The sequence below is a fragment of the Caulobacter segnis ATCC 21756 genome (assembly GCF_000092285.1).
Lineage (GTDB): Bacteria > Pseudomonadota > Alphaproteobacteria > Caulobacterales > Caulobacteraceae > Caulobacter > Caulobacter segnis.
Genome location: NC_014100.1, coordinates 304,712 through 325,658, shown reverse-complemented (window position 1 = coordinate 325,658; position 20,947 = coordinate 304,712). Strand labels below are relative to the sequence as shown.

Sequence of the window (20,947 nt, the reverse complement as noted above, 5' to 3'; positions counted from 1 at the left end):
CAACATATCGCTCGCTCCCGCGAAGGGCGAGCGCTTATAAATTCATCGATAGATGAATTTACGGCTGCGGGCGAGCGAAAACCCAGTCGGCCTCGGTCGAGAGCGACGGCTGGAAGCGGTAACCGTCCAGGTCGAAGCCTTTCAGGCCCTCGGCGCGGTCGATACGGTTGTCGATGACGTAGCGCGCCATGCGCCCGCGCGCCTTCTTGGCGAAGAAGCCCAGAACGCGCAGCTCGCCGTGCTTCTCTTCCTTGAAGTGGCAGGTGACCACCGGAAGCTTCAGGGCCTTGGCGTCGACGGCGCCGAAATATTCCTGGCTGGCTAGGTTCACCAGGGTCGGATCGGCGTGGCCGTCGGCCGCGGCGTTCAGCGTCTTCGAGATCGTCTCGCCCCAGTAGTCGTAGAGGTTATGGCCGCGTTTGGTCTTCAGCCGCGTGCCCATCTCCAGGCGATAGGGCTGCAGGGCGTCGAACGGGCGCAGCACGCCGTAGAGGCCCGACAGGATCCGCAGGTGGTCGTGCGCCCACTCCAGGGCCGGCCGATCCAGCTCGCGCGCGGCCAGACCCGCATAGACGTCGCCGTTGAAGGCGATGATCGCCTGCAGGCCATCTTCCAGCTCGGCGTCGAAGGCCTGGAACCGCTCGCGGTTCAGCTTGGCCAGGGCGTCGGAGATATGCATCAGGCGCTTGAGGTCGGCGGCGGTCAGCTTGCGCGTGACCTTGGCCAGCTCGCCGATCTGGGCCTTCAGCTCAGGCGTCGTCATGGGCAGCGCCTGGGCGGGCGCGGTGAAGTCCAGCGACTTGGCGGGGGAAATGACCATCAACATGGCCCGGGAGATAAAGGCTTCGACCGGGCTTCGCTAGCTAGGCCACGCGACTATTCCCCCGCGTCGACCCGCGCGCGCATGTCGGCGTAGGCCGCGCCGATCAAATCCCGCAGCGCCGCCTCGTTCGCAGGCGCCCCCCAGCGCAGCTTCACGTGCCGCATCCGCTTGCCGCCGCCCTCGAGCAGACCGGCCGGATCCGGCAGAGACGCGCCTTCGTAGAATCCAATGCTGGCGTGGGCGCTGAAGGCGTCGACATAGGCGAAGGCCGCGTCCTCGACGCAGGCCGTCGGATGGCCGTCGTGCGGCAGTTCGCGAATATCGGGGCCCAACGCGCGGATGGCTTCGAACCACGGCCGCACGACGGCGCGCAGCGGGTCGGGCCCGCCGAGCCAGGCCTCGACGTCGGGGTGGCGTGACATCGCGCTGGAGAACCTGAAGAGCCGGCTCATGCGGACAGATTGATCCGGCGGGATCGGCTGTCGAGTCCGAAGCCCGTCACTTTCCATGGTGGAAAGTTTTCACTTGCCAGCTCGGAAAGTAAGGCGTTATAGCTTTCCACATTGGAAAGTGAGGAGGTCGCCATGACCCGAGATGAAGACGCCCTGCGGATGTTGGCCGAGGTTGACGCCGCCAACGCCGACTTGGCCCAGCGCGCCAAGGCGCCGGTTTGGTATCACCCGGCGCTGGGCCTGCTGATGGGCGGGCTTTGCGCGGTCCAGGCCGCGCCCGTGCCGTACATGCTTGTCTACTACGGCGTGTTCATCGCCGGCCTGGTCCTGCTGGTCCGCGCCTACATCAAGCGGACGGGGCTTTGGGTCAGCGGCTATCGCGCCGGGAGAACCCGCTGGATTTCCGTGGGCCTGGCGACGATCTCGACCGGCCTGATGCTGCTGTCGGCCTGGCTGTTCCACATGCGCAAGGAAGCCCTCGCGCCCTTCGTGTTCGCCGGGCTGATCGCCGTGATAGTCACCATCGGCGGCTTCGTCTGGGAAGCGGCGTTCCGCGCCGACCTGCGCGACGGGCGTCCGCTGTGAGCGGCGAGCTCGATCCGGTGATCCACGCCCCCAACCGCCTGCAGATGTGCTGCATGCTGGCGGCCGTGGACACCATCGACTTCGCCACGGTGCGCGAGGCGCTGGACGTCTCGGAGTCGGTCCTCTCCAAGCACGTCAAAACCTTGGAGGAGGCCGGCTACGTCAAGGTCAGGAAGGCCGCTTCCGAGGGCCGCCAACGCACCTGGCTATCGCTGTCGAAGCCCGGGCGCGAAGCCCTGAAAGGCCATCTCGCGGCCCTCAAGGCGATGATGGCGGGGGTGCCGGAGGCGTGAAACACCTCGACCTGGAAGCGCGGCGAGGCTAACCAGCCAGGCATGCAAACCCTTGGCCTCGCCGCCGCCCTCGCCTGGCCGATCCCGATGTTCGTCGCGCTGTTCTTCGTGCTGCGCGACCGAGGCCTGAAGTTCCGTCCCGTTTGGGCGGTGATGTGCTTTGTCGGGGTCGGGGCGTTCTGGATGGAGCAGACGACCGGCCGCTGGGGCTTCATCCCGTGGGCGATCAACCTGCTGCCGGGCTCGCAGCCGGGCTTCTACAGGGCCACGGTCCCCGCGGGCGCCTTCGCGGTGATGCTCGTGCTGTTCCTGCGGGCGAGGAAGCGCGCGGCTAGAACAGCACCCGCGGGTTCATGATCCGCTTGGGGTCCAGCGCCAGGCGGATCGCCCGCAGGGCCGCGACCTCGATCGGGTCCTTGTAGGTCAGCGCCTCGGCCGTCTTCATCGCGCCCAGGCCGTGCTCGGCGCTGATCGAACCGGAGAAGCTGGCGGCGATGTCGTGGACGATCTTGGCGCCGGTCTCCCGCTGGACGTCGTGAGCGTCGTCATCGGCGCCGACGGGCTTGAGCACGTCGTAGTGGACATTGCCGTCGCCGACATGGCCGAAGGCGATGATCCGCGTGCCCGGAAAGGCCTGCTCGATCGCCGCGTCGGCGCGGGCGATGAAGTCGGGGATCTTCGAGACCGGCACCGAAACGTCATGCTTCCACACCGCGCCTTCCGGCTTCTGGCCGGCGGAGTGGCCTTCGCGGATGTGCCAGAAGGCCTTCTCTTGCGTCTCGGTCTGGGCGACCGCGGCGTCGGCGATCAGGCCGCTCTCCAGGGCGCCGGTCAGCAGCCGCTCCAGCGCCGCCTCGGCCGCGCCGGGCTCGCCGCTGGCGATCTCGATCAGGACATACCAGGGATGCTCGGTCGGCAGCGGATCGCGCAGGCCGGGCACGTTGCGGATGGTCAGGGCGAAACCCAGCAGGCCCATCAGCTCGAACGCCTCGATCGAGCCGCCCGTCTCCTCCTTGGCGCGCGCTAGGAGCTGAATGGCGTCGGCGGGCGAGCCCAACCCCACGATCGCCACGGCCCGCGAGGCCAGCGGCGCTTGAATTTTCAGGCTGGCGGCGGTGACCACGCCCAGCGTGCCCTCGGCGCCGATCAGGAGCTGCTTGAGGTCGTAACCTGTGTTGTCCTTGCGCAGGCGCTTCAGACCATTCCAGATCTCGCCGTTGTGGGCAGCACCGCCTCGATCCCCAGCACCTGCTCGCGCATCATGCCGTAGCGTAGGACGGCCGTGCCGCCGGCGTTGGTCGAGATCAGCCCGCCGATCGTGCACGAGCCTTCGGACGCGACGCCAACCGTGAAGCGCCGGCCGACCTTGGCGGCCTGCTGGTGGGCTTCGTAGAGCGTGACCCCCGCCTCCAGCACCATGACGTCATCGATCGGATCGACGTCGCGGACGGCGGTCAGCTTGCGGGTCGACAGCAGGATCTCCCCATGCGGGATCTGGCCGGCGACGAGGCCGGTGTTGCCGCCCTGGGGCGTGATCGCCACGCCCTCGGCCGCGCAGATGCCGATCACGGCCGCGACCTCGGCGGTCGTGCGCGGGGTGACCAGCAGCGGCGTCTCGCCCTTCCAGCGACCGCGCCATTCGACCAGCATCGGCCCGATCACGTCCGGATCCTGGCTCCAGCCGCCCTCGCCGAGCACGGCCTTGAGGCGGGAGACGATATCGGCGGGAACGGGCTTGGTCATGGTCCTGATCCTACGCTGGAATGGTCAGCCGATGAAGCCGGCCGCGCGGCGCAGCCGGTCGTTGATCGCCTCGCCCAACCCCTCTTCGGGGATCGGGGCGACGGCGATGGCGGAGGGATGGGTGCGGTCGGCGGCGCGGAGATAGGAAAACAGGTTCGACGCCGCCTCGGCGAGATCGCCGGTGGGGCTGAGGTTGAACACCCCCTCCCCGCTGGCGCCGCCGCCGAAGGCCAGGAAGGCCTCGCCCGGCTTGGGCGCCTTGGCGTTGATCCGCACCGGCGCGTCGGGAGCGTAGTGGAGGGCGAGGCGTCCGGGCGAGCGCTTGGCGTCATCGTCGGCCTCGGCCAGGGGGCCGACGATCTGTTGCAGCTGGACACGGGTCACCGCGCCGGGCCGTAGCAGCCGGGCCTGGCCGTCGAGCACCGAGACGACCGTCGATTCCAGCCCCACGGCGCAGGGACCGCCGTCGAGGGCGGCCGCGGCCTTGTCGCCGGTCTCGGCCATGGCGTCGGCGTAGGTGGTGGGGCTGGGCCGCCCGGAACGATTGGCCGAAGGCGCGACGACCGCGCCACCGAACGCGGCCAGCACGGCGCGGGAGACGGGATGGCCCGGCACGCGGATGGCCACGGTGTCGAGCCCCGCGCGGGCTAAATCGCACACGACCGAGGCGTCCTTGATCGGGGCGACGATGGTCAGCGGTCCTGGCCAGAATTCGCGGGCTAGGTCGCGGGCGCGGTGATCGAAGTCGGCGATCCGCTCGGCGGTCTCGAGGTCGGCGACATGGGCGATCAGCGGGTTGAAGCGCGGCCGGCCCTTGGCCTCGAAGATCGCCGCCACCGCCGTCGGATTGGCCGCGTCGGCGCCCAGGCCATAGACGGTCTCGGTCGGCAGGATGACGAGACCGCCGGCGCGCAGGGCGCTGGCCGCGGCCTCTATTTCCGCTTGGCGGTCAGCGAGAAGCTGACCTTCACCTTGGCCGCGATCTGATCCGTTGACGCCCATTCGCCCTGTCCAACCCCGAACGTGGTCCGGTCGAGGGTGGTTACACCGCGCGCGGTCGCCGTGTCGCCGACGATCTTCAAGGAAAACGGCAGGCTGAGCGGCTTTTTCACGCCGCGCAGGTCCAGGGTTCCGTCGGCGACGTACTGGCCCTCGCCCGTCTTGCGGAACTTGCTGGCCGTGAAGGTCGCCTTGGGATGGGCGGCGGTGTCGAAGAAGTCGCCGCTGGGCAGGCTCTGGTCGCGCTGATCGTCGCCGGTGACGGCCGAGGCCATGTCGACGCTGACGCTCAGCTTCGAGCGGTCCAGCGCCTCGGGCGAAAACAGGATGTCGGCGGTCCAGCGGTTGAAGCGGCCCTCGATCGGGCTGCCCGACCAAACGGCCGAGAAGGTCAGGCTCGCGCCCTTCTGGACGGCCCAGGCGACGGGGTCATTCAAGGCGGACTCGGGTTCGGCGGCGACGGCCTCAGGCTGGGCGGCGGCGGCCGGGGCGACCTGCTCGGTCGGCGCCGGCGCGGCGGGCTCGGCCGGCGCCGCGGCTTCGGCGGCCGGGGGCGGAGTCGTGATCGGCTTGGCGGTCTTGAGCGTCGGGGTGAACAGGTAGCCGGCGGCGACCACGGCCGCGACGACCGCCGCGACGAGCCAGGCGCGGGGCTCCTTCAGGCCGGGCTTGGCGCCCGGGACCATGTTCTGGAACACCTCGTCCTTGTCGAGGATCTGGTGCTTGGCCACCGCGCCCAGGTGCAGGGCCAGCAGCAGATAGATCAGCTTGACCAGCACACCGTGACCGATCTCGCCGATCTCGTGCCAGACGTGCTTGGGACCGGCGGCCAGCTCGGGCAAGCCCGGCAGGTGCGGCCACGGGATCACGCCCCACCACAGAGTCGGCACGACCACGCGGCTGGTCGAGACCAGGATCCAGCCGGTCAGCGGCAGGCCGATCATGATCACGTAGAAACCGACGTGCACGATCTTGGAGGCGATCTGCTCCCAGCGCGGCTGATGGACGGGCGGCGCCGGCGTGCGGTTGAAGATCCGCCAGGCCAGGCGCGCCAGGCTGAGCAGCAGGATCGTGAAGCCGATGGACTTGTGCAGCTGGAACAGCGCGAAGGTCGTCGGCGAGCCCTTCGGCCCGTCGCCCATGCGCCAGCCGACTATGATCTGGAAGATGATGGTCGCGGCGATCAGCCAGTGAAGGACAATCGCCACCGTCGTGTAGCGCGTGCGGGTCGCGGCCATCGGTTACTCCAGACAGACAAAGCCAGACAGAGAAGGGAAAAGCGCATCGCGCGATCCGGGGGACCGCGCGATGCGCCCAAAGCTTACTTCTTGTCGAACTCGACTTCGATGTTCAGCGCGACGTCGTCGCCGACCAGCGGCACGTACTTGCTGACGCCGAATTCCGAACGCTTGATGGTGGTCGAGGCCGAGAAGCCGGTCTTGACGCTGCCGGGCGCGAAGCCCGAGCCGACGCCGTTGAAGGTGACGTCCAGCACGATCGGCTTGGTCACGCCGTGCAGGGTGAAGTCGCCATAGACCTTGCCGGTCTGGCCCGCGCCCGGCTCGACCTTGGTCGAGACGAAGGTGGCGGTCGGGAACTTGTTGGCTTCCAGCCAGCCGTCGCCGGCCAGTTCCTTGTTGAACTTCAGGCCGAACTCGTCGGCGCCGGTCGAGGTGTCGATCGAGCCCGGATCGATGGTCACCTTGATCTTGGCGTCCTGCGGAGCCTTGGGATCATAGTCGAAGCTGGCGTCGACCTTGGTGAAGCGGAACTGATAGTTCGAGAACCCCATGTGCTTGATCTTGGCCACGACCGAAGCGTGGGTCTTGTCGAGCACGTAGTGGCCGGCCGGGAGGTCGGCGGGCTTGGTGGAGCTGACGCCCGGCGCGGCCAGGGCGGCCGGGGCGGCGAACAGGGTCGCCGCGAGGGCGGCATAGGCGTAAGGACGGAACATCGGAAGTATCTCCTTCGAACTAGAACAGAACTAGTTACGGTTCCCCCGACTTAGTCACTCCAGCATAGCTTTGAAGGCCTCCCGGATCACGAGATCGTTACCTGACGAACAAATCTGTGGCCGGCTTTGCGCGGCGAGCCCACGCGCCTAAAGAAACGCCGATAACCTGGAGCTTCGTCGGCCATGACCTTCCGCGCCCCCGTTCGTGACCTCGCCTTCTCGCTGCGCCATGCGGCGGGCTTCGACCGACTGGCCGACGCCTTCCCCGAGGCGGACGCCGACACCGTGGCGGCCGTGCTGGAAGCGGCCGGCGCTTTCGCGGCCGACGTGCTGGCCCCGCTGAACCGTCAAGGCGACATGGTCGGCGCCAAGCTGGAGAACGGCGTCGTCCGCTGCGCTCCGGGCTTCGCCGACGCCTACAAGCAGTTCGCCGAAGGCGGCTGGGCGGGCCTCGCGGCCGCGCCCGAGCATGGCGGCCAAGGCCTGCCCAAGACGCTGGAAGTCGCGGTGCTGGAAATGATCCAGGCCGCCAACATGGCCTTTGGCCTCTGCCCGATGCTGAGCCTGGGCGCCATCGAAGCGCTGGATCACCACGGCTCGGACCGCCAGAAGGCGCTGTACCTGCCCAAGCTGGTCTCGGGCGAGTGGACAGGCACGATGAACCTGACCGAGCCGCAGGCGGGCTCGGACCTGGCGGCCCTGACGACGATGGCGACGCCCGACGGCGAGGGCGGCTGGCGGATCACCGGCCAGAAGATCTACATCACCTGGGGCGACCACGACGCGGCCGACAACATCGTCCACCTTGTCCTGGCCCGCACGCCCGACGCCCCTCCCGGCGTGAAGGGCGTCTCGCTGTTCCTGGCGCCCAAGGTGCTGGTCGGCGACGACGGCAAGCTTGGCGAAGCCAACGGCCTGCGGGTCGGCGGGCTGGAGCACAAGCTCGGCATCCACGGCTCGCCCACCTGCGTGATGCTGTTCGAGGGCGCCAAGGCCGAGCTGGTCGGGGGCCTGGGCCAGGGCCTGCCCAACATGTTCACGATGATGAACGCCGCGCGCCTGCAGGTCGGGACGCAGGGGACCGCCATCGCCGAGCGCGCCTACCAGCAGGCGCTGGCCTTCAGCCAGGAGCGCGCCCAGGGCCGCTCGGCCTGGACCGGCGCCTATCCCTCGCGCCTGTTCGACCATCCGGACGTGCGCCGGTCGCTGGTGCTGATGAAGGCTCACATCGAGGCCGCCCGCGGCATCTGTCTGTCGACCGCCGTCGCCGCCGACCTGGCTCGCGCCGCGGCCGACGAAACGACCCGGACCAGCGCCAAGCTGCGCGAGGAGCTGCTCACGCCCATCGCCAAGGCCTGGTCGACCGACGTCGGCGTCTGGGTGGCCTCGCAAGGCGTGCAGATCCACGGCGGCATGGGCTTCATCGAGGAGACCGGCGCGGCCCAGCACTATCGCGACGCCCGCATCGCCCCGATCTACGAGGGCACCAACGGCATCCAGGCCATCGACCTGGTCGGCCGCAAGCTGTCGCTGGGCGAGGGCCAGGCGGTCGCCGACCTGATGGACGACATCCGCGACACCATCGAAGACCTGAAGAGCTCCGACCTGAAGGCCGTCGGCCTGCGCCTGGAGGCCGCCCTGGACGCCGCCGCCGGCGCCACCGCCTGGCTGGTCGAACGCCGCGCCAAGGCCATGCCCGACGCCCTGTCCGGCGCCACGGCCTATCTGAAGCTGCTGGGCGACGTGGTCGGCGGCTGGATGCTGGCCAAGGGCGCCCTGGCGGCGGCCGGCGAGGCCGACACGGCCTGGGCTGAAAGCAAGCGCGCCCTGGCTCGCGTGTTCGCCGAGAGCGTCCTGGCGCAAGTCCCGGGCGCGGCGGCGGGGGTGATGCTGGGGGCGGCGGATTTCGAGGCGATGACGCCCGAGGTTCTGGGGGCGTAACCTCACCCGAACGATAGCCGTCATCCCGCGACTTGTTCGCGGGACCCATTTGTCCGCCGCAAGTGCGGCGAAAGCTCAAGCTCGCACGTGGAAGCTGAACCATGGGTCCCGCGCATGAAGCGCGGGATGACGGTGGATCGGGCTCGCCCCCTACGCCTTGAAGAAGGCCAGCAGGTCGGCGTTGATGATATCCGGGTGGGTGGACGCCATGCCGTGGGGCAGGCCCGGATAGGTCTTCAGCGTGCCCTTCTTGACCAGCTTGATGGCCAGGTGGGCGCTGTCGGCGATCGGGACGATCTGGTCGTCCTCCCCGTGCATGATCAGGACCGGGACGTCGACCTTCTTCAGGTCCGGCGTGAAGTCCGTCTCCGAGAAGGCCTTGATGCAGTCGTAGTGGGCCTTGGCCCCGCCCGTCATGCCCTGGCGCCACCAGTTGTCGATCAGGCCTTGGCTGACCTTCGCGCCCGGACGGTTGAAACCGTAGAACGGGCCTTCCGGCACGTCGCGGAAGAACTGGGCGCGGTTGGCCAGCAGGGCCGAGCGGAAGCCGTCGAAGACCTCGATCGGCAAACCGCCCGGATTGGCGGCGGTCTTCAGCATGATCGGCGGCACCGCGCCGATCAGCACGACCTTGGCCACGCGGCCCGGCTTGGCGCGGGCGGCGTAGTGGATGGCCTCGCCGCCACCGGTCGAGTGGCCGACGTGGATGGCGTTCTTCAGGTCCAGGTGATCCGTCAGAGCGATGACGTCGGCGGCGTAGGTGTCCATCTCGTTGCCGGCGTCGGTCTGGGTCGAGCGACCGTGACCGCGACGGTCATGGGCGACGACCCGATAGCCCTTCAGCAGGAAGAACATCATCTGGGCGTCCCAGTCGTCCGACGACAAGGGCCAGCCGTGGTGGAACACGATCGGCTGCGCGGCCTTGGGACCCCAGTCCTTGTAGAAGATTTGCACGCCGTCCTGGGTGGTGACGTAGCCGCTCTGGGCGCGAGGCTTGGCGGCCGTGGCGGCGGCCTTGGGCGAAGCGGCCTGGACGGCCAGCGGCGCGGCGGCGGCCGCAGCGGCAAGGCCCAGACCAGCGGTCATCAGACCGCGGCGAGAAGCTTGGTTCGACTGGCTCATGATGATCCCTCATTTCCTGTTTGCGATAATCGTTATCGCGACAATGAGATTGCTAAGCCCGATCCGAGAGCTTGCCCAGAAGTTTCTTTATCGCGATATCATTTTTTGTGGTAAGGAGGGTTTGTCAAAAAGGAGACGCCGCCGATGCGCCCGCTGGATCAGCAGATCTGCTTCACCCTCTACGCCACCAGCATGGCCATCACCCGGGCCTACAAGCCGTTGCTGGACGCGCTTGGCCTGACCTATCCGCAGTATCTGGTGCTGAACGCGCTGGGCGAGGCCGACGGCTCCACCATCGGCGGCGTCGCCGCGCGGCTGGACCTGGAATCGAGCACGATCACGCCGCTGGTCAAGCGGCTGGAGGCCGCGGGCCTGGTCGAGCGGCGACGCAGCGCCGAGGACGAGCGGCGCGTGGAGGTGAACATGACGAAAGCCGGCCGCGACCTGCTGGAACGCTCGATGTGCCTCGGCGACCTGCTGATGGAACGCTCGGGCATGGAGGGCGCGGCGCTGGAGGCCCTCAACAAGCAGGTGCAGGCCCTGCGCGACGCCGTGACGGCCGACTAGGCCGGAAGATCTCCTCCCTCGCGCGGCGAGGGAGGAAAGTCAGACAGAGCTTACAGCTGCTCCAGCAGGTACTCGGCCGACGAGACCTTGAACTGGCCGGCTTCCTCGACGTTCAGCTGGGTGACGACGCTGTCCTTGGCGATCAGCGAGTAGCGCTGCGAGCGCGCGCCCATGCCGAACTTGCTGCCGTCGAAATCGAGGCCGATGGCGCGGGTGAAGTCGCCATTGCCGTCGGCCAGCAGCAGCACTTCGCCGTCGATGCCCTGGTCCTTGCCCCAGGCCTTCATGACGAAGACGTCGTTGACCGAGACGCACGCGATCGTGTCGACGCCCTTGGCCTTCAGGTCGGCCGCGTGATCTTTGAAGCCAGGCAGGTGCTTGGCCGAGCAGGTCGGGGTGAAGGCGCCCGGGACGGCGAACAGCGCCACGGTCTTGCCCTTGAAGATGTCGTCGGTGCTGATCGGCGCGGGCCCTTCGGCCGTGCTGGTCATGAAAGTCGCCGCCGGCAGCGTGTCGCCAACCTTGATCGCCATGGGCCGTGTTCCTCTGGTGTTGCGTTCTGGAGGCTTGGAGATATCCCCGCGCCGCCTCGCCGCCAAGGCGCTGTTTTAGGAAACCCGCGGCGCGGATTCTGAGCGCCGCGACTTGAAAGCGTCACACGGACGGCCAATGCTCTCTTCATGGCGAGCGTGATCGACGACGAGGACGAGGGCGAGTTCCTGACCGGACGCCTTCTGGTGGCGATGCCCGGCATCGAGGACCCGCGCTTTGAGCGGGCCGTGCTCTATCTCTGCGCTCACGACGAGGAGCAGGCCATGGGCCTGGCGGTCAACCGTCCCGTGGAGGGCCTGACCGTCTACGAACTGCTGGAGCGGCTGGGCGTGACGTCCGACATACAGGCGCCGAGCGACCTGGTTCTGCTGGGCGGGCCGATCGAGCGCGAGCGTGGCTTCGTGCTCCACACCGACGACTTCCACTCGCCGGACTCGTCTCTGCCGATCGCCGAGGGCCTCAGCCTGACCGCCACGCGCGACGTGCTCGACGCCATGGCCAGCCCGATGCGGCGGCCGCGCAAGGCGATCCTGGCGCTGGGCTACGCGGGGTGGGGGCCCGGACAGCTGGAGCAGGAGTTGCGCGACAACATCTGGCTGATCTGCGACGCCGACGAAGGCCTGCTGTTCGACGAAGACCACGAGCACAAGTGGACGCGGGCGCTGGCCAAGCTCGGGATCAGCGCCGACCACCTGTCGGCGCAGGCGGGGCGGGCGTAGACGATCACTCGCCCCCTCCGCGCTTCGCGCTCCTCCCCCGGAGGGGGAAGAAGGTCCGAGAATCCCCTTCTGCCACCCTTGGGGGCGGACGACCTGCGAAGCAGGTCAGGTGGGGGCCTGCTGCGCTGGCGGCTTAACCCCGCGCCTTCACCGGCGCGGCGCCGTCGACATAGGCCTCGTTCAGATAGACCTCGGCCTCCTGCGGCGAGAGGGCCGGCGCATAGCCGAAACCCTGGCCGTAGTCGCAGCCCAGGCCCTGGAGGGCGCGGGCCATCTCGGCGTTCTCGACCCCCTCGGCCACGACCTCGAGATCGAGGTCCTGGCCCAGCTTGACGACCGAGCGGACGATCTTGGCCGAGCCGGCGTTGGCGCCCATGGTGCGCACGAAGTAGCGGTCGATCTTCAGCGTGTCGAACGGCAGCCGCGTCAGGTACGACAGCGACGAGAAGCCTGTGCCGAAATCGTCGAGCGCCAAGCCCGCGCCCGCCTCGCGCAGGGTCTTCAGGACCGTGGCCGCGCGCTCGGGATCGCGCATGATGTCGCTTTCGGTGACTTCCAGCTTCAGGGCGCCGCGCGGCAGGTTGTTGTCACGCAGGGTCTGGGCGACGTCGTCCACGAGGCCGGCGCGATCGATCTCGCCGGTCGACAGGTTGACGCTGACGGTCATGGCGCTCATCGCCGGGTGGCAGGCGCGCCAGATCGACAGCTGGCGGGCGGCGGCGTGCATCATGTGCGCGCCCAGCTCGCTCATCAGCCCCATCTCTTCGATCAGCGGCAGGAACTCGTCCGGCGGCAACATGCCTCGGCGCGGGTGGATCCAGCGGGCCAGGGCCTCGAAGCCCGACAGCGCGCCGGTCGACAGGCGCACGACGGGCTGGAAGTACGGGATGATCTCGCCGCGGCCGATGGCGCCGCGCAGGTCGGCCTCCAGCGCCAGGCGCGATAGGCCATCGGTTTCCATCGAGCGGCCATAGGCGGCCGCGCCGCCACGACCGGCGGCGGCGGCGGCCTCGACGGCCAGCTCGGCGCGGCGCAGCAGCTCGGTCGGATCGGGGGTCTCCAGCCCGCCCTCGGCCGAAACGGCGCCGACGGACAGGGTGGGATGGATGTCGAAGCCGGCGATGCGCAGCGGCTGCTCCAGCGCCTCGCGCAGCATCTCGGCGGGCGCGTAGCCGTCGGGCTTGCACAGCACGGCGAACTCGTCCTCGCCGATGCGACCCAGAACGGCGTCGGAAGGGAAGGCGGCGACGAGGCGCGAGCCCAGGGCGGCCAGGACGAGGTCGGCGCGATCGTGGCCCAGGGCCTCGTTCAGGCGACGCAGGCGGTCCAGGTCGGCCACGACCAGCTCGTGGGGACCCGGCTCGGCCAGGCGCTCGCGGGCGCGGGCGATGAAGCCACGGCGGTCCAGCAGACCCGTGAGGTCGCAGCGCTCGGACGCGGAGAACTTGGTTTCGGCGGCGACCACGCCGGCGGCGCGAACGCCCTCCTCCAGCCAGACGCCGCGCCAAAGGCAGACCTCGCCGCCCCGCACGCGGAAGCGGGCGACGACCGGCTGACCGGGTTCACGGACTTTGAGGACTTCCTCGGCCTGGGCGCGGTCCTGCGGCAGGGCCAGGGCGCGGAAGGCGGCGGAGGAGCATTCGGGGGCGAGCGGGCCAAGGCCCAGGGCGCGGGCCGCGCCGTTCAGGCGGAGGCGGTCGGATTCCGGCTCCCAGATCCACAAAGCGACGTCGGCGCCGCCCAACGCTTCGAGCGTCGCGGTCGTGTCCCAGATTCGTCGCTCGCCTGTCCGAAAAGACATTCCCGTCCCGCCGTGTCAGCCGCGACGCCCCAACTCACTCGGGCGCCACCAGGCCGAACAGACGATGGTCTCGCCAATCGCCGTTAATTTTCAAATAAGCCCGCGCATATCCTTCCTCGGAAAAGCCACATTTCAGCAGGAGCGCGGCCGAGGGCGTGTTCTCCGGCATGCAGGCGGCTTCGAGGCGATGAAGACCTAAGCCCTTGAAGGCGAAGCGGATCACCGTCTCGACGGCGTCGCGCGCGTGGCCCTGGCGCGCGAACGGCTCGCCGATCCAGTAGCCGATGGTCCCGGTCTGGGCGACGCCACGTCGCACGTGGAAAAGCCTCACGCCGCCGACCAGGGCGTCATCGGCGCGGCGGAAGATGAAGAACGGATAGGCCTCGTCCAGCTCTATCTCACGGGCGTAGGCGGCCAGGCGCGAGCGAAAGGCGGCGCGGGTGAGGTCGTGCTCGGGCCAGATCGGCTCCCAGGGCTCGAGGAAGGATCGCGAACGCCCCCGCAAGCTCGCCCAAGCGCGATGGTCGCTCAGCTTGGGCGGTCGCAGATAGACCGTCCGCCCCTGCAGGCGCGACGTTGGACGGGGCTTCAGGAAAGACGGGAGCACGGGCGCGACGGAGGCTTGGGATCGATCACGGCCGCACCTTCCACCGTCAGGCGGCCGAGAACAACGTCTTGTCGAACGCCTCGCCCGCCTTCAGCGAGGTCTTGGCGCCCAGCACCGCGGTCGCGGCGTGACCATCCGCCAGCAACCGCCGGCCCAGGCGCGCGACGTCCTGGGCGGTCACCGCGTCGACCTCGGCGGCCAGCTCGCGCGGCGCGTAGAGGCGATCGAACAGCAGCACCTGCCCCGCCCCCTGCTCCGCCCGCGACAGCGGCTGCTCGCGGGCCATGAACATGTGAGCCTTCAACTGCGCCTTGGCGCGGGCCAGCTCGGCGTCGTCGATGTGGGCGACCAGCTTCTCGACCTCGCCGGCGCAGACCTTGGCGGTCTCGACCGCGTCTGACGCCGCGCAGCCAGCGTAGATCCCCAGCGCGCCGTGGTCGGCGTAGGTGTCGGCGTAGGCGTCGATATTGTAGGCCAGGCCCCGCTTCTCGCGCGCTTCCTGGAACAGGCGCGAGGACATGCCCCCGCCCAGCACCTCGGCGAAGATGCGCAGGGCGAAATAGTCCTGATCGCGCGAGCCGCACGCCGGCAGCATGAAGACCAGGTGAGACTGCTCCAGCTTGCGCGCCTCGGCCTGCGGTCCACCGACGAACGCGGCCGCCGCGGGAACGGCCTCGCCCGGCGTCGCCGGCAAGTCGCCGAAGGCCCGCTCGGCGGCCGCCATCAGCTCGGCCTCCTCGACCGCGCCGGTGGCGCTGACGACGAGCCGGTCGGCGGCGTAGAGCGCCGCGCGCCAATCGGACAGGGCCTCGACCGTCGCGGCCTCGACCGTCGCGTCGCTGCCCAGGATCGGCCGCCCCACGGGGTGGTCGCCCCAGCTGGCGCGCTGGATCAGGTCGAAGACGTAGTCGTCGGGGGCGTCGGCCGCTTCGGCGATCTCCTGGGCCACGACCTGCTTCTCACGCGCGAGGTCGGCGGGGTCCAGAGTCGGACGCCGAAGGAGATCGGCGATCACGTCCATGCCCAGATCCAGGCCGCCCTTCAGCGCCCGCACCTGGAAGCTGGTGCGCTCATAACCCGTGGCGGCGTTGATCGAGCCGCCGGCGCTTTCGATCACCTCGACGATGTCGCGCGCCGAGCGCTGGCCCGCGCCCTTGAACACCATGTGCTCGAGAAGATGCGACCAGCCCGACCGGCCCGGATCCTCATAGGCCGCGCCGCGGCCGGCCACCACGCTGAGCGCCAGGGTCTCGAGGCCCGGCATCGGATCACAGACGACGCGGACGCCGTTCTTCAGGGTGCGGAGGGTGGCGGTCATTCAGCTCATTGTTTTCCTCACCCGTGAAACGGGGGAGGTGGATCGCTGCGGATACGCAGCGAGACGGAGGGGGCGTTCATATAGGCCGAAAGCGCCCCCTCCACCAGCGGAGCCGGTCCTCGGGCGCGCATAGCGCGACCCGGGGGCCGGTCCCCCTCCCCCGCTTCGCGAGAGAGTAGAAAAGTCAGGTCGTCGCCGCGAAGGTGCGCACGAAGGCCTTCACGGCCGCACCGTCGGCGGGCAGGCGCTCGAACTTCTCCGGCTTCTTGGAGAGGTCGGGCGTGGCGCGCGGCGTGACTGGCGGGACGCCGATGGCGGCCTCGACCGCTTCGGGGAACTTGGCCGGATGGGCGGTCGACAGCACCACGACTGGAACCGACGGCTTGGCGTCGACGCCGCGGGCGGCCGCCAGGCCGACGGCGGTGTGCGGATCGACGATCTCGCCGGTCTCGTTCAGCGTCGAGAGCATGGTCTTGGCGGTGTCGGCCTCGCTCACCGACGCGCCGCGGAACAACTCGCGCATCCAGGCGTGGGCGGCCGGCGGGATGTCCAGGAGGCCCGTGTCGGCGAAGGCGCGGAAGGCGCGCTCGGTCTCGACCGCGTCGCGGCGCACGGCTTCGAAATAGAGGCGCTCGAAATTGCTGGCGACCTGGATGTCCATGGCCGGGCTCTGGGTCGCGGCCACCGCGCCGCGCGCGTAGCGGCCCGTCTCGAAGGCGCGGGCCAGGATGTCGTTGGAGTTGGTCGCCGCCGTGATCGAGTGGATCGGCAGGCCCAGCTTCTTGGCGACATAGGCCGCGTAGGCGTCGCCGAAATTCCCCGTGGGCACCACGAACGCCACTTCGCGCGCGGGCGCGCCGAGAGCGACGGCGGCGGTGAAGTAGTAGACGCTCTGGGCGGCGATCCGGGCCCAGTTGATCGAGTTGACGCCCGACAGGTCGACGCCGTGGCGGAACTGGTCGTCCTGGAAGGCCTGCTTGACAATCGCCTGGCAGTCGTCGAACGAGCCCAGGATCGAGACGCAGGCGACGTTGGCGTCGGTCGCCGTCGTCATGAACCGGCGCTGCACGGCGCTGATCCGGCCTTCCGGGAAGAGCGCGACGATGCGGGCGTTCTTGCGGCCGCGGAACGCTTCGACGGCCGCGCCGCCGGTGTCGCCCCGAGGTCGCGCAGATGATGGTCATCTTCCGCGACTGGCGCTCGAGCACGTAGTCGTAGAGGCGGCCCAGCAGCTGCATCGCGACATCTTTGAAGGCCAGGGTCGGGCCGTGGAACAGCTCCAGCAGGAAGCGGTTGGGGCCCAGCTGCTTCAAGGGAACGACGGCGGTGTGGGCGAAGGTGGCGTAGGCCTCCTCGCACATCTGGGCCAGGTCTTCCTTGGGGATGTCGTCGCCGACGAACTTGCCGACCACGGCGGTCGCGACCTCGGCGTAGGACTTGCCGGCGAAGGCCGCGATTTCCGACGACCGGAAGCTCGGCCATTCGGACGGCACGTACAGGCCGCCGTCGGGGGCCAGGCCGGCCAGCACCGCATCCAGGAAGCCGATGGGCGCGGACTGCCCGCGGGTCGACACGTAACGCATCAGGGTCTCACTCTTCGCCAGAGCATGGCGGCATAGATAAACAGCAGGGTTACGGCAAGACCAAACCACGTCAGGGCGTATTCGAGGTGCCGATTGGAAATTTCTGCCGGAAGCGGCGCGGGCGTGATTCCGGTGGGCGCGGGGGTCTCGGCCTCGGCCATCAGCACGAGGGGCGCGGGCTTGCGGCCGGGGAAACGCGCGAAGACGTTGGCGCGATCGCCGCCCAATTGGCCGATGGGGGTCAGCACCCCGACCACCCGACGCGGCGGCGCGAAGGATCTTGGGGGCGGCGCGACCTGGCCGCTGAGGGCCGGGACGAGCCCTCGGTCCACCAGGATCATGTTGTAGGGGCCCGCCAGCACCGCGCAGGGGGCCTGGGCGCGCCAGACGACGTCTCCGTCGCGGACGCCATAGACCAGCGGGAGAGGCTCGCCAGCGACGTCGCCGCAATCGACGCTGACCCGGGTCCAGGCCAGGTCTTCGGGATGCGCCTTTTCGGTCAGCACCTGGACCAGCGGCATGGCCGGCGCCGTCTTCAGCGCCTCGATCCGGGCGAGAACGCCCTCCTTCCAATGCAGGCGCTGGAGCTGCCAGGCGCCCAGGCCGCAAAGGATGGCGAACGAGACCGCCGTGGCGATCGTCAGGCCGACGGGAAAGCCATCCTTCTTCTTGGGCCGGACATCAGACATCGCCACGCCCCGCCTCGGAGGCCTTCTGAGCGACTTGGGCGGCGACCATCAGGCCCTTGGCCGGTCGCATCAGGCCGAGCGTGATGACCAGCACCGCCGGCAGCCAGACGACCAGCAGCAGCCAGACCGGCCAGTTCCAGGCGAACATCGAGAACAGCGCCCCGAAGGCGCAGACCGTCCCGGCGATCAGGATCACGAAGGTCGCCGCGCCGTCGCCGGTCTCGTACTTGCCCAGTTCGAAACCGCAGGCCTCGCAAGTCGGGGCCACCTTCAGGAAGCCGTCGAACAGATAACCCTCGCCGCAGTGGGGGCAGAGGCCGCGCGCGCCGGCGGCGTAGGGGTTGGTCTTGGTCACGAGGACCTCCCGAAACGAAAAGGGCCCGGAACGCTGGTCGGCGTTCCGGGCCCCTTGAGATCTTATGACCTTAGTGGGCCGAGGCCCCGAAGATCACGTAGATGAAGGCGAACAGGAACAGCCAGACGACGTCCACGAAGTGCCAGTACCAGGCCGCTGCTTCGAAGCCGAAGTGCTGCTTGGGCGTGAAGGCGCCGTTCATCAGGCGGATCAGGCAGACGATCAGGAAGATCGTGCCGACGAACACGTGGAAGCCGTGGAAGCCCGTGGCCAGGAAGAAGGTCGAGCCATAGAGGCCCGAATTGGCGGCGGCTTCGGAGTAGAAGAGCTGCTCGTGGTTGATATGGGCGTATTCATAGACCTGGATGGTCGTGAACAGCGCGCCGAGCAGGATGGTCAGGATCAGGCCCCACTTGGCGCCCTTGCGGTCGCCGACCTGCAGGGCGTGGTGCGCCCAGGTCACGGTCGTGCCGGACAGCAGCAGGGTCAGGGTGTTGACCAGCGGCAGGTGCCAGGCCGAGACGGTCTCGACGCCGGCGGGCGGCCAGGTGGCCCATGCGGTGCGGACTTCCTCGATCGACGAGAGCGTGCGGTGCTCGTGGAACAGCGCCATCTCGAAGAACATCCAGAACCACGCCACGAAGAACATCACTTCCGAAGCGATGAACAGGATCATGCCGTAGCGCAGGCCGATCGAGACGACCGGGGTGTGGTCGCCGGCCTTGGCTTCCTTGGCCACGTCGGCCCACCAGCCGAACATCGTGTAGAGCACGCCGGCCAGACCCGCGGCGAAGATCGCCCAGTTGCCCTTGTCGATGCCCAGGACGCCGCCCTTGATCCAGCCGATCAGGCCGATGGCCATGACCGTAGCCGCCATCGAGCCGACGAACGGCCAGGGGCTGGGCGGAAGGATGTGGTAGTCGTGTTTGACGGCGCCGGCCATGTTGCTGCTAACCCTTATATCCCTCTGAACACGGTCGCTGGTCCCCCCGCGCCGCGATCTCGTTGAATCCTATAGCCCTCTCGACGGCGCGCCGCCAAGGGGTTCGACGATGCGGGGCGTTGTCGCGGCCGCGACTTGGCCCGTCTTGCCTTTGCCGTCATCGACGGCCGGGAAGAATGTGTAGCTGAGCGTGATCTCGTTCTTGCCCTTGGTCTCGGGATCGTCCGCGAATTGGGGATCCACGAAATAGACGACCGGGAACTCCACCGTCTGGTGGGGCTGGATCGTCTGGCTGGTGAAGCAGAAGCACTCCAGCTTCTGGAAATACGGGCCCGCCGACTCCGGCACCACATTGTACAGGGCGCGGCCGGTGATCGGCTTGTCGGTGGGATTGGTGACCTTGAAGAAGGCCAGACCCGTATCGCCGATGCGAACGTCCTGGCTGGCCTGCATGGTCTGGAACTTCCAGGGCAGCTCACGGATGTTGGCGTCGAAGCGGATGGTCACCTTGCGGTCGAGGATCCGGGTCGGCGCGACCTCGGCCTTGCGGACCGTGCCGTCGAAACCGGTGACCTGGCAGAATAGCTTGTAGAGCGGCACGGCCGCGTAGGCGGCGCCGACCATGCCGAAGAAGGTCGCCGCGCAGATCAGCGCCACGCGGCCGTTGCGGCGGGCCATGGCCTCCTGAGGGGTCAGCGGCCCCTTGGGGGCTTTTGGGGGCGCCTTAGGGGTGCGGATGGACATTGCCGCTCAGCCTCACCAGGGTGACCACGAACACCAGGACGACGAACGCCGCCAGGCCCAGGCCGATGGCGATGTTGCGACCATCGCGCGCCTTCTTGGCGGCCTGCTTTTCCGCGTTCGTGTCGATCGACTTGTTCACTTCAGAAGCTCCAGCGCCCGCACGCCCATCACGGCCTCGCCCAGCAGGGCGGCGAACAAGGCGAACAGGTAAAGAATCGAGAAGGCGAACAGGTTGCGGGCGGCTTTCGCCCCGGCGGCGCGCTCGTCCTCGGTGACCTCGTAGAGCGCCCGGTCGGCCACGCGCGGATCGGCCGCGTCGCCGGCCTTGCTGGCGAAGACCCGCGCGGCCAGGAGCAGGAACACCGCCCCGCCCAAGGCCGCCACGGCCAGGTAGAACGGCCCGCCCAGGCCCGTCAGGACCGGGGCGAGGCAGATCGGGACAAAGACCAGGCTATAGAGCAGGATCTGCTTGCGGGTCTCGCGCGCGCCTTTGACCACCGGCAGCATCGGCACGCCAGCCTTGGCGTAGTCGGTGGTGACGTACAGCGACAGCGCCCAGAAGTGCGGCGGCGTCCAGAAGAAGATGATGGCGACCATCAGCCAGGCGTTCAGCGGCGCATGGCCCGTGGCCGCGGCCCACCCGATCGCGGGCGGCAGGGCGCCGGCCAGGCCGCCGATCACGATGTTCTGCGCCGTCCAGCGCTTGAGCCACATCGTGTAGACGACGGCGTAGAAGACAATGGTGAAGGCCAGCAGGCCCGCCGCGAACCAGTTGATCGCGAAACCCAGGAACATCACCGACAGGAGGCTGAGGACAACGCCCAGCGAGGCGGCCTCCTCGCCCTTGACCTTGCCGGCGGGAACCGGGCGGCCGCGCGTCCGGCGCATCTGCTGGTCGATGTCGGCGTCGTACCACATGTTCAGGGCGCCCGAGGCGCCGGCCCCGATCGCGATGCACAGCACCGCCACCGCGCCGAGGATCGGATGGATCGGCGCGCGAGCCGCCAGCAGCCCCGTAAGACCGGTGAACACCACCAGCGACATGACGCGCGGCTTCATCAGCTGGAAATAATCCTGCCAGCGCGCGGCTTGCGAGGTGTCCGCCGTCGGGGTCGAGGCGGTTTCCGGGGTCATGGCGGCGGTCTTCATTGGTGTTC

The 20,947-nt window shown here is 68.8% G+C and carries 22 protein-coding genes and 2 pseudogenes; 6 read left to right on the top strand and 18 right to left on the bottom strand.

All coding sequences use genetic code 11. The features are described 5' to 3' along the window. Positions 1 to 58 precede the first annotated feature (58 nt). On the bottom strand, positions 59 to 826 hold the full coding sequence (gene yaaA / locus CSEG_RS01585; RefSeq protein WP_013077500.1) for a peroxide stress protein YaaA: 768 nt from the start codon (positions 824 to 826) through the stop codon (positions 59 to 61). 50 nt (positions 827 to 876) lie between these two features. Beyond that, positions 877 to 1,275 (bottom strand): DUF1801 domain-containing protein, encoded by a 399-nt coding sequence (locus CSEG_RS01580; RefSeq protein WP_041538143.1) that lies wholly within the window; start codon positions 1,273 to 1,275, stop codon positions 877 to 879. Between the two features lie 132 nt (positions 1,276 to 1,407). Between CSEG_RS01580 and CSEG_RS01575 the strand changes: the two genes are divergently transcribed. The 3 genes from CSEG_RS01575 to CSEG_RS01565 are packed head-to-tail and all read left to right on the top strand — an operon-like array spanning position 1,408 to position 2,510. Further along, complete coding sequence (locus CSEG_RS01575; RefSeq protein ID WP_013077498.1) at positions 1,408 to 1,860, top strand: hypothetical protein; 453 nt, start codon at positions 1,408 to 1,410, stop codon at positions 1,858 to 1,860. Beyond that, on the top strand, positions 1,857 to 2,153 hold the full coding sequence (locus CSEG_RS01570) for a transcriptional regulator (RefSeq protein ID WP_013077497.1): 297 nt from the start codon (positions 1,857 to 1,859) through the stop codon (positions 2,151 to 2,153). Before CSEG_RS01575 ends, CSEG_RS01570 begins: the two co-directional genes overlap by 4 nt. Before the next feature lie 42 nt (positions 2,154 to 2,195). Next, positions 2,196 to 2,510 (top strand): hypothetical protein, encoded by a 315-nt coding sequence (locus CSEG_RS01565; RefSeq protein ID WP_013077496.1) that lies wholly within the window; start codon positions 2,196 to 2,198, stop codon positions 2,508 to 2,510. On the opposite strand, the pseudogene CSEG_RS01560 reads toward CSEG_RS01565, so the two are convergent. The 4 genes and pseudogenes from CSEG_RS01560 to CSEG_RS01545 form a co-directional block, all read right to left on the bottom strand. Further along, positions 2,485 to 3,896: pseudogene (locus CSEG_RS01560) on the bottom strand (FAD-binding oxidoreductase). The gene CSEG_RS01565 and the pseudogene CSEG_RS01560 sit on opposite strands and share 26 nt — an antisense overlap. 24 nt (positions 3,897 to 3,920) lie before the next feature. Further along, positions 3,921 to 4,898, bottom strand: a complete 978-nt coding sequence (locus CSEG_RS01555) for an L-threonylcarbamoyladenylate synthase (RefSeq protein ID WP_013077495.1) — start codon at positions 4,896 to 4,898, stop codon at positions 3,921 to 3,923. Further along, positions 4,829 to 6,133, bottom strand: coding sequence for a YceI family protein (locus tag CSEG_RS01550; RefSeq protein ID WP_013077494.1), 1,305 nt, complete (start codon positions 6,131 to 6,133; stop codon positions 4,829 to 4,831). Before CSEG_RS01550 ends, CSEG_RS01555 begins: the two co-directional genes overlap by 70 nt. Positions 6,134 to 6,216: 83 nt before the next feature. Beyond that, the gene (locus CSEG_RS01545) at positions 6,217 to 6,849 is read right to left on the bottom strand and encodes a YceI family protein (RefSeq protein ID WP_013077493.1); all 633 of its coding nucleotides are present in this window, start codon (positions 6,847 to 6,849) and stop codon (positions 6,217 to 6,219) included. 183 nt (positions 6,850 to 7,032) lie between these two features. Here CSEG_RS01545 and CSEG_RS01540 point away from each other — a divergent pair, with 183 nt between their 5' ends. Continuing rightward, positions 7,033 to 8,790: an acyl-CoA dehydrogenase gene (locus CSEG_RS01540; protein WP_013077492.1), complete on the top strand. Its 1,758-nt coding sequence runs from the start codon at positions 7,033 to 7,035 to the stop codon at positions 8,788 to 8,790. Positions 8,791 to 8,940: 150 nt separating this feature from the next. On the opposite strand, the gene CSEG_RS01535 is transcribed toward CSEG_RS01540, so the two are convergent. Beyond that, complete coding sequence (locus CSEG_RS01535; RefSeq protein ID WP_013077491.1) at positions 8,941 to 9,912, bottom strand: alpha/beta fold hydrolase; 972 nt, start codon at positions 9,910 to 9,912, stop codon at positions 8,941 to 8,943. Positions 9,913 to 10,056: 144 nt separating this feature from the next. On the opposite strand from CSEG_RS01535, the gene CSEG_RS01530 reads away from it, so the two are divergent. Next, positions 10,057 to 10,479 carry a MarR family winged helix-turn-helix transcriptional regulator gene (locus CSEG_RS01530; RefSeq protein ID WP_013077490.1) on the top strand — a complete coding sequence of 141 codons (423 nt, stop codon included), beginning with the start codon at positions 10,057 to 10,059 and terminating at the stop codon, positions 10,477 to 10,479. A 50-nt stretch (positions 10,480 to 10,529) separates the two neighbouring features. Here the strand turns inward: CSEG_RS01530 and CSEG_RS01525 are convergent, their stop codons facing one another. After that, the gene (locus CSEG_RS01525; RefSeq protein WP_013077489.1) at positions 10,530 to 11,012 is read right to left on the bottom strand and encodes a peroxiredoxin; all 483 of its coding nucleotides are present in this window, start codon (positions 11,010 to 11,012) and stop codon (positions 10,530 to 10,532) included. Positions 11,013 to 11,159: 147 nt separating this feature from the next. Between CSEG_RS01525 and CSEG_RS01520 the strand changes: the two genes are divergently transcribed. Next, the gene (locus CSEG_RS01520) at positions 11,160 to 11,750 is read left to right on the top strand and encodes a YqgE/AlgH family protein (RefSeq protein WP_013077488.1); all 591 of its coding nucleotides are present in this window, start codon (positions 11,160 to 11,162) and stop codon (positions 11,748 to 11,750) included. Between the two features lie 133 nt (positions 11,751 to 11,883). On the opposite strand, the gene CSEG_RS01515 is transcribed toward CSEG_RS01520, so the two are convergent. The 10 genes and pseudogenes from CSEG_RS01515 to CSEG_RS01470 all read right to left on the bottom strand — a co-directional run bounded on the left by CSEG_RS01515 (position 11,884) and on the right by CSEG_RS01470 (position 20,939). Further along, on the bottom strand, positions 11,884 to 13,551 hold the full coding sequence (locus CSEG_RS01515) for a putative bifunctional diguanylate cyclase/phosphodiesterase (RefSeq protein WP_013077487.1): 1,668 nt from the start codon (positions 13,549 to 13,551) through the stop codon (positions 11,884 to 11,886). A 34-nt stretch (positions 13,552 to 13,585) separates the two neighbouring features. Then, positions 13,586 to 14,158 (bottom strand): GNAT family N-acetyltransferase, encoded by a 573-nt coding sequence (locus CSEG_RS01510; protein ID WP_013077486.1) that lies wholly within the window; start codon positions 14,156 to 14,158, stop codon positions 13,586 to 13,588. Positions 14,159 to 14,204: 46 nt separating this feature from the next. Further along, positions 14,205 to 15,476: a M16 family metallopeptidase gene (locus tag CSEG_RS01505; RefSeq protein WP_013077485.1), complete on the bottom strand. Its 1,272-nt coding sequence runs from the start codon at positions 15,474 to 15,476 to the stop codon at positions 14,205 to 14,207. Positions 15,477 to 15,660: 184 nt separating this feature from the next. Further along, positions 15,661 to 17,059 (bottom strand): annotated as a pseudogene (gene thrC, locus CSEG_RS01500) (threonine synthase). Continuing rightward, positions 17,059 to 17,748: an SURF1 family protein gene (locus tag CSEG_RS01495; protein WP_013077484.1), complete on the bottom strand. Its 690-nt coding sequence runs from the start codon at positions 17,746 to 17,748 to the stop codon at positions 17,059 to 17,061. Before CSEG_RS01495 ends, thrC begins: the two are co-directional and overlap by 1 nt. Next, on the bottom strand, positions 17,741 to 18,103 hold the full coding sequence (locus CSEG_RS01490) for a DUF983 domain-containing protein (protein WP_013077483.1): 363 nt from the start codon (positions 18,101 to 18,103) through the stop codon (positions 17,741 to 17,743). Before CSEG_RS01490 ends, CSEG_RS01495 begins: the two co-directional genes overlap by 8 nt. 70 nt (positions 18,104 to 18,173) lie before the next feature. Further along, positions 18,174 to 19,046, bottom strand: a complete 873-nt coding sequence (locus tag CSEG_RS01485; RefSeq protein ID WP_013077482.1) for a cytochrome c oxidase subunit 3 — start codon at positions 19,044 to 19,046, stop codon at positions 18,174 to 18,176. A gap of 69 nt (positions 19,047 to 19,115) precedes the next feature. After that, positions 19,116 to 19,790, bottom strand: a complete 675-nt coding sequence (locus CSEG_RS01480; protein ID WP_013077481.1) for a cytochrome c oxidase assembly protein — start codon at positions 19,788 to 19,790, stop codon at positions 19,116 to 19,118. After that, entirely contained in the window at positions 19,771 to 19,929 is a 159-nt protein-coding gene (locus tag CSEG_RS22795) for a hypothetical protein (RefSeq protein ID WP_013077480.1), read from the bottom strand. Before CSEG_RS22795 ends, CSEG_RS01480 begins: the two co-directional genes overlap by 20 nt. Next, positions 19,926 to 20,939 (bottom strand): heme o synthase, encoded by a 1,014-nt coding sequence (locus tag CSEG_RS01470; protein ID WP_013077479.1) that lies wholly within the window; start codon positions 20,937 to 20,939, stop codon positions 19,926 to 19,928. The genes CSEG_RS22795 and CSEG_RS01470 overlap by 4 nt, the downstream gene beginning before the upstream one ends. Positions 20,940 to 20,947 lie beyond the last annotated feature (8 nt).

Excerpts from the sequence above, each read along its gene's own strand:
- CSEG_RS01470 (WP_013077479.1), bottom strand. The coding sequence starts at position 20,939 with ATGAAGACCGCCGCCATGACCCCGGAAACCGCCTCGACCCCGACGGCG.
- CSEG_RS01495 (WP_013077484.1), bottom strand. The coding sequence starts at position 17,748 with ATGTCTGATGTCCGGCCCAAGAAGAAGGATGGCTTTCCCGTCGGCCTG.
- CSEG_RS01545 (WP_013077493.1), bottom strand. The coding sequence starts at position 6,849 with ATGTTCCGTCCTTACGCCTATGCCGCCCTCGCGGCGACCCTGTTCGCC.
- CSEG_RS01535 (WP_013077491.1), bottom strand. The coding sequence starts at position 9,912 with ATGAGCCAGTCGAACCAAGCTTCTCGCCGCGGTCTGATGACCGCTGGT.
- CSEG_RS01575 (WP_013077498.1), top strand. The coding sequence starts at position 1,408 with ATGACCCGAGATGAAGACGCCCTGCGGATGTTGGCCGAGGTTGACGCC.
- CSEG_RS01480 (WP_013077481.1), bottom strand. The coding sequence starts at position 19,790 with ATGTCCATCCGCACCCCTAAGGCGCCCCCAAAAGCCCCCAAGGGGCCG.
- CSEG_RS01525 (WP_013077489.1), bottom strand. The coding sequence starts at position 11,012 with ATGGCGATCAAGGTTGGCGACACGCTGCCGGCGGCGACTTTCATGACC.
- CSEG_RS01505 (WP_013077485.1), bottom strand. The coding sequence starts at position 15,476 with ATGACCGCCACCCTCCGCACCCTGAAGAACGGCGTCCGCGTCGTCTGT.
- CSEG_RS01550 (WP_013077494.1), bottom strand. The coding sequence starts at position 6,133 with ATGGCCGCGACCCGCACGCGCTACACGACGGTGGCGATTGTCCTTCAC.
- CSEG_RS01565 (WP_013077496.1), top strand. The coding sequence starts at position 2,196 with ATGCAAACCCTTGGCCTCGCCGCCGCCCTCGCCTGGCCGATCCCGATG.
- CSEG_RS01555 (WP_013077495.1), bottom strand. The coding sequence starts at position 4,898 with ATGGGCGTCAACGGATCAGATCGCGGCCAAGGTGAAGGTCAGCTTCTC.
- yaaA (WP_013077500.1), bottom strand. The coding sequence starts at position 826 with ATGTTGATGGTCATTTCCCCCGCCAAGTCGCTGGACTTCACCGCGCCC.
- CSEG_RS01540 (WP_013077492.1), top strand. The coding sequence starts at position 7,033 with ATGACCTTCCGCGCCCCCGTTCGTGACCTCGCCTTCTCGCTGCGCCAT.
- CSEG_RS01485 (WP_013077482.1), bottom strand. The coding sequence starts at position 19,046 with ATGGCCGGCGCCGTCAAACACGACTACCACATCCTTCCGCCCAGCCCC.
- CSEG_RS01515 (WP_013077487.1), bottom strand. The coding sequence starts at position 13,551 with ATGTCTTTTCGGACAGGCGAGCGACGAATCTGGGACACGACCGCGACG.
- CSEG_RS01520 (WP_013077488.1), top strand. The coding sequence starts at position 11,160 with ATGGCGAGCGTGATCGACGACGAGGACGAGGGCGAGTTCCTGACCGGA.
- CSEG_RS01580 (WP_041538143.1), bottom strand. The coding sequence starts at position 1,275 with ATGAGCCGGCTCTTCAGGTTCTCCAGCGCGATGTCACGCCACCCCGAC.
- CSEG_RS01530 (WP_013077490.1), top strand. The coding sequence starts at position 10,057 with ATGCGCCCGCTGGATCAGCAGATCTGCTTCACCCTCTACGCCACCAGC.